The following is a 17909-nucleotide window of genomic DNA, read 5'->3' as shown; positions in this document are numbered from 1 at the left end:
TGCCTCCTTAGAAAGGACAAAACCTTATGACCCAAATTAGGGCCATAAGGCTTACTGCCTTAAATTAACCTAATAAACTTAGTGCTAACTGAGGGCGTTGGTTTGCTTGCGATAAGATACTTGAGCTCGCTTGCTGTAAGATTTGGTTACGCGTTAACGCAGCCGTTTCTGCAGCAAAGTCTGTATCTTTAATACGTGATTTCGCAGCTGATAAGTTTTCAGCAATATTCGATTGGTTACGAATCGTTGATTGGAATCGGTTTTGCACCGCACCAAGCTCAGCACGCTTCTTATCAACAACAGCAATTAATGAGTCCATACCAGCCATGACTAGCTGTGCATTGTCTTGCGACGATACACTAATACCAGAAGCAGTAAAGATCGCCGAGAATGTCATATCAGTTTGCTCGATGTCACTGTTAAGTGCTGATAACGCTGAAATGCCATCAGTACCTAAAACATCAGTCATTGCATTACCGGTCGCTGTTTCTACCAAGCCTGCGATACCAGAAAGTGTGAAACCACCGTTGTCACTCATGCTGTTAGTTTGATCTGAAGGCTCAATACCACCAACAGATTTCATACTAAAGCCGATTGATTGCAATGCGTCAGCACCTACTTGGAAGTCCGCTTCATATGAACCGTCTAATAGGTTTTGACCACCGAAAGTTGTATCAGAAGCAACGCGGTTTACTTCTTCCATTAATGAACGAATTTCTTCTTGCAGTGCTACACGGTCTTCATCAGTGTTTGAACCGTTCGCCGCTTGTTGTGCCAATGTACGAACACGTTGGAACATTGAAGTAACTTCATCCATCGCACCTTCAGCAGTTTGCGCTAGTGAAATACCGTCGTTCGCGTTACGAATACCTTGGTTTAAACCGTTGATTTGGCTTGTTAAACGGTCAGAGATTTGTAAACCAGCCGCATCATCTTTCGCACTGTTGATGCGAAGACCAGATGATAAACGTTGGAATGAAGTATCTAGTGCATTACCAGAGTTTTGTAATTGACGCTGAGCATTGATAGAGCTCACGTTAGTGTTTACATATAAAGCCATACAGCCTCCACATTAATTTTTTATTGTAAAAAACAAATTAATTACCCCTAACTAAATGTTTTTTACCAGAGAATCTTTCTCTGTTAATTAATATCGGCCGCTAAAAAATGATCTTTAACTTTTTTTTGTCTTTTTTCTTCTTTGTCGGTTAAGTAATTGTTTTAAGTAACTTAAAAAAATAAAAAAGTTATGCTTAAACAGAAAAAAGGGAAGGTTTTCACCTTCCCCTTTCCAATGAGTCGAGAGTATGACTCTATAAAACATTAGCGCGTCAAAATTTCATCCATAAAACTTGGCACAAAGAATGCTTTATTAATTACGCGAATGTGAGAGAGAACTTCGCGATTAATGTTTGAAATATTGAAAATAGCCTCCACGCTCACAATATTCCCACATTAATTATTCGCGCCCTTGTTAAATTACCCCATCTGACAAGGGCGCAACTCCTCTCAACACTAACATCTCTTCACTCTCTCGTTTTATTCAAACTGAAGAACCATCTATATGTTGACAGGTTTTGACCTGGTTCGGCCAAGGTGGCAATAACTTGCCACCTAAACTACCACAGATTACCTAAATTAACCTAGTAAACTTAGTGCGGCCTGTGGACGTTGGTTAGCTTGTGACAAGATAGTTTGGCTAGCTTGTTGCAAGATTTGATTACGTGTAAGCGAAGCTGTTTCTGCAGCAAAGTCAGCGTCTTTAATGCGTGATTTCGCCGCTGATAAGTTTTCTGAAATATTCGCTTGGTTGCGAATCGTTGATTGGAATCGGTTTTGAATCGCACCTAACTCAGCGCGTTTCTTATCAACAATGGCAATTAGAGAATCCATACCCGCCATAACTAATTGCGCTGCATCTTGTGATGATACGCTGATAGCAGATGCTTCAAAGACAACAGAAAATGCCATATCGGTTAGCGCAATATCACTATTTAATGCTGATAATGCTGAAATACCGTCAGCACCTAAGACATCAGTCATTGCGTTACCTGTTGCAGTTTCAACTAAGCCAGCAATACCTGATAAAGTGAAACCGCCGTTGTCACTCATGCTGTTAGTTTGATCTGAAGGCTCAATACCACCAACAGATTTCATACTAAAGCCAATGGTTTGTAATGCATCGGCACCTACTTGGAAGTTTGCTTCGTATGAGCCATCAAGTAAGTTTTGACCACCGAAGGTTGTATCTGAAGCAACGCGGTTAACTTCTTCCATTAATGAGCGGATTTCTTCTTGTAGTGCAACGCGGTCTTCATCAGTGTTTGAACCGTTTGCTGCTTGTTGTGCTAGTGTACGGACGCGTTGGAACATTTGTGTTACTTCGTCCATTGCACCTTCAGCGGTTTGCGCTAAAGAGATACCGTCGTTAGCGTTACGGTTACCTTGGTTAAGACCTAAAATTTGCGATTGAAGGCGGTCAGTAATTTGTAGACCAGCAGCATCATCTTTTGCACTGTTGATGCGTAAACCAGATGATAAACGTTGGAATGATGTATCTAGTGCATTACCAGAATTCATTAATTGGCGTTGAGCATTTAACGAGCTCACGTTAGTGTTTACATATAAAGCCATAATTTACTCTCTTATATCTCATTACTAAAAAGCTACAGCAAATACTGCTAGCTGGTTGCCAGGTCTCTCACCTCCTGACAATTTCTTTATCGGCGAGATAAAAATGATCTTTAATGTTTTTTTTAAAATTTTAAATTAACATAGAATTCATAAAGTTAGCCCTTGGCTTTTAATTAAAATGATGTGTGTTGCCAACTGTTTTAGGTGATTATTAGGCGATATAAACTTGATATGGTAATGGGAGGCGTATTTAAATTTGCTAGCGGCTAAAACAAAAAAAACCGGCCAAAGCCGGTTTTTTTTCATCAAGGTAAAACTAAACTTAACCCTGTAGCAAGCTCAGTGCCGCTTGCGGACGTTGGTTAGCTTGACCAAGAATTGTTTGGCTAGCTTGTTGTAAGATTTGATTACGCGTCAATGCAGCCGTTTCAGCGGCAAAGTCAGCATCTTTAATACGAGATTTCGCAGCAGATAAGTTTTCAGAAATATTGGCTTGGTTGCGAATCGTTGATTGGAATCGGTTTTGCACCGCACCGAGCTCCGCACGTTTCTTATCAACCACAGCAATTAGCGTATCCATCCCCGCCATCACTAGCTGTGCGCCATCTTGGCTTGATACTGAAATCCCCGACTGGGTAAAAATTTCAGAGTATTGCATATCGGTTAAAGTAATCGCCGAGTTAATCGCTGATAACGCTGAGATACCGTCAACACCCAACACGTCAGTTAAGCGGTTACTCGTTGCCGCAGACGCTGCCATGGCAATACCTGAAAGCGTGAAACCGCCATTGGCACTCATCGCGTAATCACTACCGGCTGCTGTTTGACCCACAGATTTCATACTAAAGCCTACTAGTTGCAATGCGTCGGCACCTACTTGGAAGCTTGCTTCATATGAACCGTCTAGTAAGTTCTGACCACCAAAAGTAGTATCCGTTGCAACTCGGTTAACTTCTTCCATTAGTGATTTAATTTCTTGTTGCAATGCTAAACGGTCTTCACCCGTATTCGAGCCGTTGGCTGCTTGTTGTGCTAGCGTACGAACACGTTGGAACATCGACGTCATCTCTTCCATGGCGCCTTCTGCGGTTTGCGCTAATGAAATACCATCGTTAGCGTTTCGGTTACCCTGAGTTAAACCCAAAATTTGCGATTGAAGACGGTCAGAAATTTGTAGACCAGCCGCATCATCTGCCGCTGAGTTAATTCGCAAACCAGAAGATAAACGCTTAAAAGAGGTATCTAAAGCATTACCCGAGTTCATTAATTGTCGTTGTGCATTTAACGCACTGATATTACTGTTTACATATAAAGGCATGTTGACCTCTCTTATTAGTGTTTATTTCTTTATTGCCACAAAGCGGCAATATTTTGTTAACTAAATAGTTAATAGCAAGCTAAGTGCCAACTATTCAAAAAATCATCAAATATAGTTAAATAACGATAAGTTCTGTAATTGCGCATAGGTTTGCTGCGCCGCTTGTAATGCCACTTTTGACTGTTCGAATTGTGTCACGGCGGTGGCAAAGTCTAAGTCCTCGATAACTGAACGCCCTTGTTCCATCAGTAGTTCGTTGTCAGCATGGAAGTTCTCTTGGCTCTTAATTAACTGCAGGTTAATGCCGGCATCACCTTGACGAGTCGAAATGTGATTGAGTGACGCATTTATATTACTCAAGATATGGCCGTAATCGACACCATGTTGGGCGGTGCCAGTAACATTGCCGGTGCGAGAAACCCAATCGATAGCGTCCTTGATAGCCTCGAACACGCTGACATTCTCTTGTGGGGCAAGTTCTAGCTGACCGCCCGGCAATGGCGTGCCGTCAATATTGACCTCCATGCCATTAAAGGCAATAGTTTGCCCTGGAACGTAAGGATCAACAGTAATCAAGTTGGTCGCGGTATTATCGGTAACAGTTAACTCTAAATTGCCATCACCATTAGTATCGGTAAAATCAAAGGTGTAATTGGCACCGTCAACATAGGCACCGCGATCTTGAATGATCGCTCGATTAACTGACATGCCACTGACGTTGGTGTTATAGACACCAACAAAATCGCCAATCGGATTTGCCGCTTTCAAAAATGCATCATCGCCAGGCTGATTTAGTGGCACTTCAACACTTTTTGAAATTTTTAATTCTCGCGTGCCGTTGTCACCTTGATACACGACACTATTATCGGGTTGTAATAAAAACGGTTGCTTATCTATTTGGTAGCCACCAAAAACATAACCGCCCGTTTCATCTCGTGCATTGGCGATATCGAGCATTTCTTGAAGGTTTTGCTTTAGCTGTTCAGCGAGAGCCGCTCGGTCATCATCAGACATTGAGCCGTTATTAGCCTGAATAAATGTCGTTTTAACACTGTTGAGTACATTTTGTGCTGACGAAAATGAGCCTTCGATAAGTGTGTTGCGATTTTCCGCTTGAACAATATTACGGCGAAACTGCTGAATATTGGCCAACTCGTCTTTATAGCCAGTTAATGTACCGTATGAAACGGCATCATCTTTTGCCGTCAGTACCTTCTTACCCGAAGAAAGGTAGCCTACTTGCTGATTTAAATCGGATTCGTTACGCGACATATAATTTCTTGACGTCGTAAACATTTGATTAGTAGAAACTCTCATCATCTACTCCTAACGCGCCGCTTGGAACAAGGTGTCAAAAATGGTATTGGCAACCGAAATAATTTTTGACGATGCTTGATAGGCTTGTTGAAACTTGACCAGATTAGCCGCTTCCTCATCGAGGTTAACGCCTTTTACTTGTTGATTGCGGTTATATGCTTGGGTATAAAGTGCATCTGCGGTATCAGCAACCAATTTGGCTGAGGCAGCTTTAGAGCCCACCGTCGATGTCGAAATACCAAGGTTTTGGGTAAACGACTCGCGGCCATTATTTAAAATACCTTGGTTAGCGGTTTGAGTGAGGTGCAGCGCATTGGTGCCATTACCCAAACCAAAGGCATCTTCTAGATTAAAAACCTCAGGTGCATTAGGTGCTAAGCCCGAAGGTCGGCCAGCAATCTCTAGGGTTAAGTCACCAACGGTAATTTGTTGACTCGGTGGCGTGTATGCACCGCCGCCAACAACCGCATTAGCCGTATCAAAAACCTGATAGTTAAACACACCACTACCAGTAGGGTTTTCTAATATTTCAATACGGCCCAAATCGTTTGCTCGCGCTGCCACAGGATCGTTGACATCAACGATGGTTACGCTACCACCACCAATATTATTACTGCCAGCTCTCACCTCAACGGCGGTTGAAGCTGCAATACCTTGACCATCAGTTAACGTTGCCTTCATCAGTGATGAGGCATTTTCACCAGGGCGAATAACGAAGGTGTCATTAAGCGCCGGCGCGCCACCCGTTTCAATAAAATCAAAACCAAATGCCGTATTGTAGGTACCGCTTCCCGGTGCACCTAGGTTAGTTTGATTACCAGAACGCGTGTCGGTCATGATGTAATCTACACCGTCAAACGCAATTTCATACTCACTCTCTGTTAACTGAGTAATATCTGTTATTTCTACCTGCGCAGTTAATGTCCCGGCATTACCGCTAGGCGTTAACACGCGAGCGCTCATTAAATCAACGCTATTAATATCGGTAAACATATTGAGGCCTTGCAGGCCATTTAAATCCAAACCATCTTGTTGGTTTTGGTTAAAGGTATCAGAAATAGCTAATGCCAAGCGGTCAATTTGAGCCCGCGCTTCTTTGAGATGCTCATCGCGAAACTCGATTTTTGCGCCTAGCTCACCGCCAATTTTTCGACCGTCTAAAACTGCGTTTCCGTTTTTAGAAATAAGCTCAATTTGTGTTTTTGCTGAGTCGGGATCGCCTGCTGTCACGTTCATTGTAAACGCCGTTGTGCCTGCAACTAAGGTAGTACCATTAGCGATCATAACAGTCATTACACCGTTTTGATCTTCTAAGGTATTCACTTGAGTGAATTGCCCTAGCTCACTGATTAATTTATCTCGGGCATCAAGTAAATCGTTGGGTTGACCAGCCAACGTCAAATCTTTGTTTTGCAACACTTGATTATTTATGTGGGCAAGTTCACGTGAAATGTCTGAAATTTGGCTAGCAATTTGCTCAATTTCGCTATTCACCGATTTTTCCAATTGATTAAATTGGCTATTTATTGAATTAAAATCTGTGCTTAAAATTTTTGCTTGGTTCAATGCCATCGAACGCAAACCAAGGTTACTTGGATTATCGGCTATCGAGTTCATTGATTGATAAAGCTGTTCAATCGATGACATGACGGCATTGCCCATCGTACTCATCGTATCGTTCAATTGGTTAAGTGAGGCATGAAGGCCATCGGAATAACCTAAATTAGTTTGATTGATCAATTGCTCTTTTTGAGCAAACTCATCGTAGATACGACGAATATCAACAATAGAAGTACCCGTACCAAAATAATTACCGCCAAGATTTTGTCCCAAACGCGCTTCCTGCTCAGCGCGCTGACGACTGTAGCCTTCGGTATTAACATTGGCAATATTATGTGATGTCGTTGCCAACTGCTGCTGGGCAGCTAATAAGCCACTCACCCCAGTTTGATACAAATCAACAGACATATCGTACTCCTACATGAAACTTAGTCACTAAGCCATGTAAAGTCACTAGGCCTAGTTGTTCAAAATACTGGTAACTCGCTTGAGGGTGCCAATGATCTTGTTGGCGTATTGAGGATCCGTCGCGTAACCAGCTTTCTGTAACCCATGCAAAAACTGCTCCACATTTGACGTTTGGTTTAAGGCTTCTTGATATCTGTCGTTATTTGATAGGAAATCTATGTAGTCATTAACGCTATCTTTTATTGACTCATACACTCTAAATGGCGCGTTTTTCTTGGTCATCATGCCATTTTCAAACTCGAGTGTATCTTTGTTAGCTTTATCGCCTTGCCAACGACTATCGGCTTTAATATTGAATAAATTATTCGAACTTTGACCGTCAGATTTTTGAATGATCTTTTTACCCCAACCTGTTTCTAGGGCTGATTGCGCAATCACCACTTGATACGGAATACCTAGTGCTTGTTCAACGGCTTTAGCTGGCTGTGTCAGGTGCTTAACAAAATCTTCTGGCTGTTCAAATTGAACGTTTTGCGCGGCCTTATCAATGATCTCGCCAAACGGACGCTCAGCTTTTTGCTCGCCAACGGCTACTTGACGGTCACTGCGAACAACCAAGTTGCCGTCACTGCGCAATACAGAACTCGGCATATAGTCATCTTGCTTGCCACCGAGCTGCCGAACGATCAAATCCGATAGCCCTAAACTGCCGTTGTTTGATAATTCTAATGCAAGTTGTTGATCGTGCATATCGCGATAAAACTTAGCATTTTGTGAGTTAAATGGGCTATCTGCTTCCAATACTTCTTGTGCGCTGCGCATGCTTTTTAACAGCATCTGCATAAAAATCGCTTCAAACTGTTTTGCTGCGGTTTCTAGCGCTTGATCTTTTGAGGCTTTATCATCAGCTTTTGATTGCTGACGAATATTATTTAAGCTCGTTAAGTCAAAAAAATTAGTGGCTTCAGTACCCGGTGTTTTCATGGCGCTGCTCTACTTTGTTAAATAACAATTAACTGACCGCGAAGTGCACCGGCTTGCTCAAGAGCTTCTAGAATAGCCATGACATCACCTGGGCCAGCACCCACCTGATTAATCGCTCTAACCAAGGTATCTAGCGTAACCCCCGGATCAAAGACGAACATTCTTGAATCATCTTGTCGAACATCAACAATGGATTGCGTGGTAGTCACGGTTTCACCTTCAGAAAACGCATCAGGTTGCGAGACATCTTGCATTTCATTGATTGTCACGGTAATACCACCATGGGTAATTGCCGCTGGCAACAGTCGAACATCAGAGCCAATCACTATGGTACCTGTGCGGGAATTAACAATCACTTTGGCAGCAGGTGTATCTAATTCAAGTTCTAGGTTTTCTAGCGTTGCTAAGAAGCCTACGCGATCAGAAATATCTCGTGGCGCGGTTACTCGTACAGAGGTTGCGTCAATCGCTTTTGCACTGCCAGCAATAAAATCGTTAATGGTGTCAGCTAAACGCTTGGCGTTTGAAAAATCTGAGTTGCGCAAATTAAAGGTAATATAGTCACCGCTGCCAAATGGCGTATTAACTTCTCGTTCAACGGTTGCACCATTAGCAATACGACCAACAGTAGGTGTATTAACTAAAATTTTTGAGCCATCTAAGCCTTCGGCACCTAAACCACTAACCACTAAGCTGCCTTGCGCTACAGCATAAGCGTTGCCATCAATACCCATCAATATGGTTTGTAATAATGTACCACCGCGCAAACTTTGGGCACTGCCCATTGACGAAACGGTAATATCAATGGTTTGGCCCGGTTTAGCAAACGGCGGTAATTCTGCGTGTACGGCTACAGCGGCAACATTTTTAATTTTCGGCTTTAAATTTGCCGGCATGGTGATACCGAAGTTACTTAGCATGGTTTTAAAACTTTGCTCAGTAAACGGACTTTGTTCACCCGTTCCGGGTAAACCAACAACTAAGCCGTAACCCACTAATTGGTTACTTCTGACCCCTTGAACGTCAGCCAAATCTTTAATTCGCTGAGCATTGACTTGGGTTGTTGCCAGTAATAAACAAACACTGATTATAAGACGAAATACTGCTTTCATAATATTCTCCCGATGCCTTACAAAGGCCACCATGAGCTAGAGAAAAACTTAGATAACCACCCCTGCTCTTGGACGTCAGAAAAAGTGCCTGTCCCTGAGTATTGAATACGAGCATTGGCGACTTTGCTCGACAGTATGGTGTTGGTCGAACTAATATCTTTCGAGCGAATAATGCCTGTTAGCCGAATATATTCATCGCCGTTATTTAAGGTCATCCATTTTTCACCGCGAATCATCAAGTTGCCATTTGGCAATACGCGCAAGACATGAACCGAAATATTACCGCTTAAGCTGTTACTTTGATTCGCTTTAGAGTCGCCTTTAAAGTTTGAATCTTGATCGTAGGCAAACTCAATCGACTGTCCATTAACCGTTATTGGCGTGCCGCCCAAGCCAACCATAGGTGATAGCGTTGCATCATTCTCTTTTTTCAATTCCGTTTTAGCATTTTTTTGTGCTTGAGTACTTTCAGATAAAATCACTGAAATAATATCGCCGACGCGATGTGCTTTAGAGTCAGAATAAATATTGTTGATGTAATTGGCCTTAAACAAGGATCCTGTCGGCACCAATGGCGTTTCTTCTTCCATCGGCATGATGGGGGCAAATTCCGGATCATCGGGCAATATTTTGGCGCGATCATCGGTGGCAGAGCAAGCTGATAAGATAATCATTGCCGATAATGGGAGTAGTAACTTTTTCATGACATCACCTCAACTAAAGTTGCTGATTGATATAACTCAACATTTGATCAACAGCTGAAATGACCTTCGAGTTCATTTCGTAAACGCGTTGCGATTCAATTAAGTTAACTAATTCTTCTGTGGTATTGACATTTGAGGTTTCTAAAGCGCCTTGTACTATCATGCCAAAGCCCTCTAGCCCCGGCGTTCCCTCTTGCGGTGCACCACTAACGGCTGTTTCAACAAATAAGTTTTGACCAATTGGCTCTAACCCCGTTGGGTTGACAAAATTAACCGTATTAATTTGACCAATAACCGCGTTATCAGCCTGACCTTGCAAGCGAACTGATACTTCACCGTCTTGTGAGACCATGATTTCAAGCGCATCTTCCGGCACGGTAATTTGAGGATTTAATAAATAACCAGCCCCTGGAGTAACCACGTTACCTTCTTCATCCATCGTGAACTGACCATTTCGGGTATATGACGAAGTACCATCGGGTAGTTGGATCTCGAAAAAGCCTTCACCCTGAATCATTAAATCAAGTGAGTTGTCGGTTGTTAGCATGTCACCTTGCGTGTGAATTTTTTGCGTTGCGACAACTTTAGTACCGGCTCCTAGCATTAAGCCAGATGGCGCCTCACTATCTTGTGCCGTTCGACCGCCAGGTTGGTTAATCGTTTGATATAACAAGTCCTCGAAGACTGCGCGACTTTTCTTGAAGCCGACCGTACTAGCGTTAGCTAAGTTATTAGAAATTACCGCAATATCTTTTGTTTGCGCATCTAAGCCTGTTTTACTGATCCATAATGCTGGGTTCATAATTTACCTCTCAATTAGAATGCGCGTAATAAGTTCGCGGCTGCCGAATCATTTTCTTCAGCGGTTTTCATTAATTTCAGTTGCATTTCAAACTGACGTTGCAGTGCAATCATATCGGTCATTTCACTGACAGGATTGACGTTACTGCTCTCTAACATCCCACCTTGAACTTGCACGAAAGCATCTGCAGCAATCGCGTTACCGTCTTTACGACGAAATAAACCATCGTTGCCTTTTTCAATTTCTTTGACATCGGGATTAACCAATTTAATCCGGCCGATTTCTTCTTGCACAGAAGAAGGGGCGCCTTCAGGCTGAATCATTATTGTGCCGTCACGGCTAATTTGAATATTGTTAACCGGCAGTGGCAAGAAGATTGGCCCAGCATCACCTAAAACCAATTCACCTTCATTAGTTTCGAGTGCACCCTGCTCTGTTAAACGCAAATTACCATTTCGCGAATAAGCTTCTGAGCCATCAGCGGCTTGAACAGCAAAAAAACCATCGCCTTGAATAGCAATATCCAATGGTCGGTTTGTGGTGATCAAGGCGCCACTGTCAAAGTTTTGGCTTGCTCGCTCCGTCATCGCAAAAACGCGTGTCGGCATCCCCTCACCAAACGCTTGCATCGTTCTAGCCTGTGCTAAATCAGCTTTAAAGCCGGTTGTTTTGGCGTTTGCTAAGTTATTGGCAGTGATAGATAAAGCGTGCATATTCTGTTTTGCACCACTCATCGCGATATACAGCATCTTATCCATAGCAAATTCTCTTTATAAATAACCTTAACTAGGTAAATGCAAGCGATATGCCAACTAAGGTTTGAATGTTGGAAAGTATGAATGTTGGAAAGTAGGAATGTAGGAATGTATAAGGCTTTAAAGCGTTTCCGCCCTAAAGCCTTATAACATTATTTACAGCGCCTAGGCGTTATAAATTATCGGATCTGTAAGATCGTTTGGTTTAATTGGTTATCAACTTCTAAGGCACGTGAATTCGCCTGGAAGTTTCTCTGTGCTGAAATAAGATCAATCAACTCAGCGGTCAAGTTAACATTTGATTGCTCTAAAGCCGATGAGTTAATGGTACCAAAAGTACCAGAACCTGCTTCACCAGCTAACGCCTCACCAGAGATAATACTCTCTTTCCAAGATGTTCCGCCAATTTGAGTCAAACCTTGAACATTAGCAAAGTTAACTAAAGCGATACGTGATAGTGGTTCAGAAGTACCATTTGAATAAGTTGCTCGTATTAAGCCATCAGTACCGATATCTAAACCAGTTAAACGACCAACAGCTAAACCATCCTGTTCAAGTTTTGTCACCTCAAAGTTTGAAGCAAATTGAGTTGGCTCATTGGCATTTGGCCCTGTTGGATCAAGGTTAAAATCGATTTCAATGGTTTGGGTACCATCAGCACCATTAGACAAAATACCGGCGCCTAACTGCTCAGTGACAATGCCGCCTAAAATCGGTGGTGGAGATTGGTTTGTAAAATCACCACTAAAGTCGAACTCTAAACGGGCACCTATTAATGCGCCACCGTTAATACCAGAAATAGCACCGGCAACACGACCATCTGCTACTGCATCACCTGCGGGATCTTGAATATCAATCGGGATCCCATCAATGGCCGTAAATAGCAACCATTCGTTAGGGTTAGTACCTGGATCGTCCTTTATAAAGTAATAGGTCATGACATGGCTATCACCCAACGAGTCAAACACGGTAACCGAAGTCGAATGGTTATAGGTTAACGGGTCTGTTGGATCAAAACTATCAGGAGAGTTCGCAATATACGAGTCACCAGCCGGCAAGTTCATACGCACATCAACTTTGGTTGTTTGTGATGGCGCACCCGAAGACGTTGGTACACGAATAGGCGTAGCCGTACTTAAACTTACTGATGCTGATGAACCATCTGAGTTTACGGGGAAACCAAGTAAATGACCACCTTGTGAATTTACCACGAAATTATCTCGGTTTAACTTGAACTCACCAGCCCTAGTGTAAGAGCGTTCGAGACTATCAAGCTGAGGAACCGTCGCATAAAAACCATTACCAGTAATCGCTAAATCTAATGAGTTATTAGTAAATTTAATGCTACCTTGTGAAAATTGTTGAGCTACATCTGCGGTTAACACACCGTCACCGACTTTGGTTTTACCCGACGATAATAAAGACGATGCGTAAACATCAACAAACTCGGCACGCGACTCTTTGAAACCCGTTGTGTTAACGTTGGCAATGTTGTTTGAAGTAACATCTAAATCTTTTTGTGCGGCATTCAAACCACTAAGTGCTATATTAAATGACATAAGTTCACCTATACTCTAAATTCTGTTTAACTCTCGGAAATCTCAACGACATCTGATAACGCCATTGAGCTGCCGCCGTTAAGATTTAACACAATCGCACCACCGGCTCCGGCAAGCGTGACACTATCGACCTTGCGATATGTCATTGCCGGTAACTCTGACGCTTGACCATCAACTAAACCGGCAATTTTAAATCGATAAGCACCTTCTGGTGCGGGATCACCATTGGCGTCTTTACCATTCCATTCAAAAGTAAATTCACCTTGTGAAACATTGCCAACAGGCACTGTTTGGACAATTTCACCTACGGCATTTTCTACGTAAATATAAACATTACTTGCCGGTGCATCGGCCACTAATTTGCCTTTTGCCGTTTGCCCCTCTTCGATACCGAAGGCATTGTCGTCAACCAACACGCTTTGTCCGACAAGCGATGACGCTTGAAGTGCTTGGCTTGATGACATTTGGCTAGCAAATGCAGCGAATGAATCGTTTAACTTAGATACCCCGTCTGTTGTCGAAAACGCGGTCATTTGTGAGATCATTTCATTGTTTTCAACTGGCTTAGTAGGGTCTTGATATGACAATTCTTTTGTCAGTAAGGCAAAAAAGTCTGCCTGAGTTAACATGCCATTGTCGTTTTCATCGGCAACTTTATACTGCTCTTTTTGCCAATATAAGCCGTCTAAACCATTGCTACCGTTAACTGAATCTACCATTTTTAACTCCTAATTAACGCTGACCTAGCATGAGTGTCTTATTAACCATATTCTTGGCAGACTCGGCTAATTGGACATTAGTTTGATATGAGCGAGAAGCTGAAATCATATTGGTCATCTCTTCGATCACATTAACATTAGGTTTGTATATGTAGCCGTCTTTATCGGCCATTGGGTGATCAGGTTGATATTCAATGTTCAATGGCTTATCGCTTTCAACGATGCCAAGCACTTGGACACTGACTGATTGGTTTTGGCCATCGGCAGCTTTTTGCATCTCTGCGGCAAAAACTGGATGTCTTGCGCGGTAAGTTTGGTCAATGCTGCTACTAACACTATCGGCATTTGCAATATTACTTGCCGTAGTGTTCAAGCGAATCGATTGAGCGCTCATACCCGCGCCACTGATGTCGAAGACATTAAATAAACTCATAATTATTGACCTCCAGTGATCGCTTTTTTCAAGCCTTTAACTTTTGAATTCATAAATTGAACGCTTGCCTGATATTCTAATGAGTTTTGGAGATACAAGTTTCGTTCCATTTGTATATCAACGGTATTACCATCGCCTGTATCCGGTTGATTTGGAACGCGATATTCAACACCATCATTCAGCGCCATGTTGGTATTGAAGTGTTTTTCATTAGTTCTTGTCATGCTCATTTGTTGATTTTTTGCCGCTTGAGTCATTGCCGCCTTAAAATCCATTCCCTGGGCTTTGTAACCAGGGGTATCAGCATTTGCAATATTACTTGCAATCACTTCAGCGCGTTTTGAACGTACAAGCATACCTTGCGGATGAATCCCAAACGCTTTATCAAAACTAATTGCCATAATCATTCTCCAAAATTAGCTAAGGATGGAGATTCAAGTTCTGTGCCAAAAGAAGTGTCAAAGAAATGTTGTAACGTAAAAGAGCACGTGACAGAGAGAATAGGAAATTAAGCGAGGCGCTTGATTGCCGCACCTCGCTATATGTTTTATAGAGTCTGAGATCGGGTCTCTATTTTTGGTACAAAATACCAGGATTGCAGCGCACCATTGAGAAATCTTGGCTAATCCCCGAAAGAGACTCTGATGCCCCTAATACGAGATAGCACTCAGGGTTCAATACACCATGGATTTTCGAAATGATTTTGCTCTTAACTTCAGGCGAGAAATAAATTAATACATTTCGGCAAAAAACGAGATCAAATTTACCGAGTAACGTATAGCTGTCGAGTAGATTTAGGTGTCTAAAACTCACTAAACGTTTAACGTTATCTTTTACTTTCATCATGCCATTATCGCCGTTTTCGAAAAACTGACGCTTGCGTTCCATCGACAAGCCACGTGATAACGCAAGGTTATCATAATGACCGTACCGACAATGCTCGAGCATAGTTTCCGAAATGTCGGTGCCAACAATTTGCGCTTGCTTTATCGCACCGGGATTTTTTTGCTGGAACTCCAATACCGTCATGGCCAACGAATATGGCTCTTGTCCAGAAGAGCTCGCTGCCGACCAAATCTTGATTGAAGACTTTTTCTTAGCAAGTTCAGGTAATATTTTAGTTTTAAGTAGTTCGAATGGGTAATCATCGCGAAACCACAAGGTTTCATTCGTCGTCATCGCATCGATCACCGCCGCCCGCAGTTGACGTTGAGTCGGGTTTAGCGTGCTATTAACCAACTCATCAAGACTGGCGATATCAAATTTTGCCATCAACGGCGCTAAACGGCTCTTAACTAAGTATTGTTTATTTTCACCTAGCACAATGCCGCATTGCTGCTCGAGAAATGTTCTAAACTGACTATAACTTCTATCGTCTAATTGCTTTGTCATCGCTTACTTCACTTCGATGTTCATTCTTCGAGCTTTAACCATTTTTTCACTGCTGTTGCTAGTTCATCAGGATGGAATTTAGGAATAAAATCTTCAGCACCCACTTTTTCAACCATTGCATTATTAAAAACACCACTCAAGGAAGTATGCAAAATCACCGGCATTTGATTCAGTCGCTCTTGGCTTTTAATTTCAGCGGTTAAGGTATAGCCATCCATTTCAGGCATTTCAATATCAGAGATCAATAAAGCCACTTTCTCCGAAATACTGCGTTCACAAGTATCAGCTATCGCGTTTAACTGGTCGAGGGCATCTTGACCATTTTTCGCCAGCACCATAGTTAAGCCAAGAGGTTCTAGTGCGCGCTTAACTTGGTTACGCGCTACTGTTGAGTCATCAGCGATCATCACAATTTTGTCGCCAACGCTTTCGCCCACAGAAATATCTGCAACCTCTTCACTCAGCTCAGTCGAGACGGGGTTAATTTCATTTAAGATTTTTTCAACATCGAGAATAGAAACCATCTCGCCTTCAATTTCTGTAACCGCTGTTAAGTAATTTGATTTACCTGCACCTTCTGGCGGCGGCAAGATGTCTTGCCAACGAATATTAATAATGCGCTCAACGCCGGCAACAAGAAAACCTTGAACCGCTCTGTTGTATTCAGCAATGATAATAAAAGAGTTTTCCGTTTGAACAATTTCAGGTCCGCCTGTCGCTTTGCTTAAATCAATAACAGAGATAGTTTGACCGCGAATATGGGCGACACCCTTTATATAGGAATCTTGATGTGGAAAGGCAGTAAGTGGTGGACACTGTAAAACCTCGCGCACTTTGAACACGTTGATGCCAAATCGCTGCGGCCCAACAAGTTTAAACAGTAATAATTCTAACCTGTTTTGCCCCACTAATTGAGTGCGTTGATTTACCGAATCTAGAATACCAGCCATACAAACCTCTTAATAAAGCCCATTTGCAGTTTTCGCAATCAGGCACGTTTCTTGATAAATACTACGAGACGTTTTAATTAACGTAAATTTTTTGACACTTCATCTGTGCTCAAGAATATCTTAAGCATAGACGAGTATTTTAAATTCCCTAAAAAAATAGCAGTAATATTTATGAAAAATTTAAAGTTATTATCATTACTTAGCAGTTTATTATTGTTTTTTGCTAGTTCTTGCGTAGCAACAGAATTTGATCATGAATATATCGAGCAATTTGCAAAAAACTTTATCGAAGAAAATCACGACCTACCGCAAAGCGGTAGAATTGACATTTCACCAACAAAATTAGATCGTCGAATTAACATAAAACCTTGTTCGTCACCATTATCGGCAAATATACCCGAAAATTCTTACGGTAGAAATGTAAATATTAAAATAACTTGCAATGATTCAACGCCTTGGCATTTATTCGTACCAGTAAAGATCACAACTGAGCTGCCCGTCGTTGTCGCCACAATGTTAATTGATAAAGGTAGTGTCTTATCTGAAGATAACCTAGCAATCAAATATGTTGATAGTAATAATATTCGAGGCGAAGTACTCGACAGTATGGATGAAATTGTTGGTGCGAAAGCCAAACGCAATATCGCTAGGGGGCGTACCGTATATGCTAAAAATATTTGCCTAGTTTGCAGTGGCGAAAACGTGACTATTAAAGCAAGTTCTGGTAGCTTTAGCGTTAAAGCGACAGGTGTTGCTGTATCTAGTGGTAGTTTAGGTGACCAAGTAAGGGTAAGAAATACCCGCTCAGGTAAGGTTGTCTCAGGTAGAGTTTCAGCAATCAATTATGTTGAAATAACGTTATAAAAAAAGCTAAAGTTTTTTTGCGTTGGGTCGATATAAAGAGAGAAAAGTTTTTACTTTGCCTTTAGGAATAAGTTATGGCTATTAATATCAACAACTTAGGTAATTCAAATCCATTAACCAAAGTTGCCGATCAAAATGCGAAACAACAAGCAGCACAAACAGCTCAACAAACGAGTTCTGCGCCGCAAGCTCGTCAAGATTCTGTTTCTATAACTCCTCAGGCACAACAGCTAGCAAAATTACAGCAAAAATCAGCTAATGAGCCAGAAGTGAATCAGAAAAAAGTTGAGCAACTTAAAAAAGCAATTGTTTCAGGGGAATATAAAATTGACCCAGACAAACTCGCTGCAAGTATTGCTAACTTTGAATTTAAGTTAGACGAATAGCAGCTGATGGAG

General features: G+C 42.0%; 18 protein-coding genes. 2 read left to right on the top strand and 16 right to left on the bottom strand.

What is annotated here, in order from left to right; genetic code table 11:
• Positions 1 to 64: 64 nt before the first annotated feature.
• The 16 genes from LP316_RS07230 to LP316_RS07155 all read right to left on the bottom strand — a co-directional run bounded on the left by LP316_RS07230 (position 65) and on the right by LP316_RS07155 (position 16647).
• Positions 65 to 1060: a flagellin gene (locus LP316_RS07230; RefSeq protein ID WP_193023647.1), complete on the bottom strand. Its 996-nt coding sequence runs from the start codon at positions 1058 to 1060 to the stop codon at positions 65 to 67.
• A 578-nt stretch (positions 1061 to 1638) separates the two neighbouring features.
• Positions 1639 to 2634 (bottom strand): flagellin, encoded by a 996-nt coding sequence (locus LP316_RS07225; protein ID WP_193023646.1) that lies wholly within the window; start codon positions 2632 to 2634, stop codon positions 1639 to 1641.
• Between the two features lie 322 nt (positions 2635 to 2956).
• The gene (locus LP316_RS07220; protein WP_193023645.1) at positions 2957 to 3952 is read right to left on the bottom strand and encodes a flagellin; all 996 of its coding nucleotides are present in this window, start codon (positions 3950 to 3952) and stop codon (positions 2957 to 2959) included.
• A 105-nt stretch (positions 3953 to 4057) separates the two neighbouring features.
• Positions 4058 to 5269 (bottom strand): flagellar hook-associated protein FlgL, encoded by a 1212-nt coding sequence (gene flgL / locus LP316_RS07215; protein ID WP_193023644.1) that lies wholly within the window; start codon positions 5267 to 5269, stop codon positions 4058 to 4060.
• 9 nt (positions 5270 to 5278) lie between these two features.
• Entirely contained in the window at positions 5279 to 7237 is a 1959-nt protein-coding gene (flgK, locus tag LP316_RS07210) for a flagellar hook-associated protein FlgK (protein WP_193023643.1), read from the bottom strand.
• Between the two features lie 51 nt (positions 7238 to 7288).
• Positions 7289 to 8221 (bottom strand): flagellar assembly peptidoglycan hydrolase FlgJ, encoded by a 933-nt coding sequence (gene flgJ / locus LP316_RS07205; protein WP_193023642.1) that lies wholly within the window; start codon positions 8219 to 8221, stop codon positions 7289 to 7291.
• A 17-nt stretch (positions 8222 to 8238) separates the two neighbouring features.
• Positions 8239 to 9333, bottom strand: a complete 1095-nt coding sequence (locus LP316_RS07200) for a flagellar basal body P-ring protein FlgI (RefSeq protein ID WP_193023641.1) — start codon at positions 9331 to 9333, stop codon at positions 8239 to 8241.
• A 17-nt stretch (positions 9334 to 9350) separates the two neighbouring features.
• Entirely contained in the window at positions 9351 to 10037 is a 687-nt protein-coding gene (gene flgH / locus LP316_RS07195) for a flagellar basal body L-ring protein FlgH (protein ID WP_193023640.1), read from the bottom strand.
• Positions 10038 to 10050: 13 nt separating this feature from the next.
• Entirely contained in the window at positions 10051 to 10839 is a 789-nt protein-coding gene (gene flgG / locus LP316_RS07190) for a flagellar basal-body rod protein FlgG (RefSeq protein WP_193023639.1), read from the bottom strand.
• Between the two features lie 14 nt (positions 10840 to 10853).
• Positions 10854 to 11597, bottom strand: coding sequence for a flagellar basal-body rod protein FlgF (gene flgF, locus LP316_RS07185; RefSeq protein ID WP_193023638.1), 744 nt, complete (start codon positions 11595 to 11597; stop codon positions 10854 to 10856).
• 176 nt (positions 11598 to 11773) lie between these two features.
• On the bottom strand, positions 11774 to 13153 hold the full coding sequence (flgE, locus tag LP316_RS07180) for a flagellar hook protein FlgE (protein ID WP_193023637.1): 1380 nt from the start codon (positions 13151 to 13153) through the stop codon (positions 11774 to 11776).
• 26 nt (positions 13154 to 13179) lie between these two features.
• On the bottom strand, positions 13180 to 13872 hold the full coding sequence (locus LP316_RS07175; protein ID WP_193023636.1) for a flagellar hook assembly protein FlgD: 693 nt from the start codon (positions 13870 to 13872) through the stop codon (positions 13180 to 13182).
• A gap of 13 nt (positions 13873 to 13885) precedes the next feature.
• A complete protein-coding gene (gene flgC / locus LP316_RS07170) occupies positions 13886 to 14305 on the bottom strand; it encodes a flagellar basal body rod protein FlgC (protein WP_193023635.1) in 420 nt (139 codons plus the stop codon).
• Between the two features lie 2 nt (positions 14306 to 14307).
• On the bottom strand, positions 14308 to 14706 hold the full coding sequence (gene flgB / locus LP316_RS07165) for a flagellar basal body rod protein FlgB (protein WP_193023634.1): 399 nt from the start codon (positions 14704 to 14706) through the stop codon (positions 14308 to 14310).
• A gap of 169 nt (positions 14707 to 14875) precedes the next feature.
• A complete protein-coding gene (locus tag LP316_RS07160) occupies positions 14876 to 15697 on the bottom strand; it encodes a CheR family methyltransferase (protein ID WP_193023633.1) in 822 nt (273 codons plus the stop codon).
• A gap of 20 nt (positions 15698 to 15717) precedes the next feature.
• Positions 15718 to 16647 (bottom strand): chemotaxis protein, encoded by a 930-nt coding sequence (locus tag LP316_RS07155; protein ID WP_193023632.1) that lies wholly within the window; start codon positions 16645 to 16647, stop codon positions 15718 to 15720.
• 171 nt (positions 16648 to 16818) lie between these two features.
• Between LP316_RS07155 and flgA the strand changes: the two genes are divergently transcribed.
• Together flgA and flgM are read left to right on the top strand one after the other, a co-directional pair.
• Positions 16819 to 17511, top strand: a complete 693-nt coding sequence (gene flgA, locus LP316_RS07150; protein WP_193023631.1) for a flagellar basal body P-ring formation chaperone FlgA — start codon at positions 16819 to 16821, stop codon at positions 17509 to 17511.
• Between the two features lie 74 nt (positions 17512 to 17585).
• Positions 17586 to 17897 carry a flagellar biosynthesis anti-sigma factor FlgM gene (gene flgM / locus LP316_RS07145; RefSeq protein WP_193023630.1) on the top strand — a complete coding sequence of 104 codons (312 nt, stop codon included), beginning with the start codon at positions 17586 to 17588 and terminating at the stop codon, positions 17895 to 17897.
• Positions 17898 to 17909: the final 12 nt, after the last annotated feature.

Origin of the sequence: Thalassotalea sp. LPB0316 (assembly GCF_014898095.1) — a bacterium.
GTDB lineage: Bacteria > Pseudomonadota > Gammaproteobacteria > Enterobacterales > Alteromonadaceae > Thalassotalea_G.
Note: the sequence above shows the minus strand (reverse complement) of the source record. Positions and strands in the feature narration are given on the sequence as shown.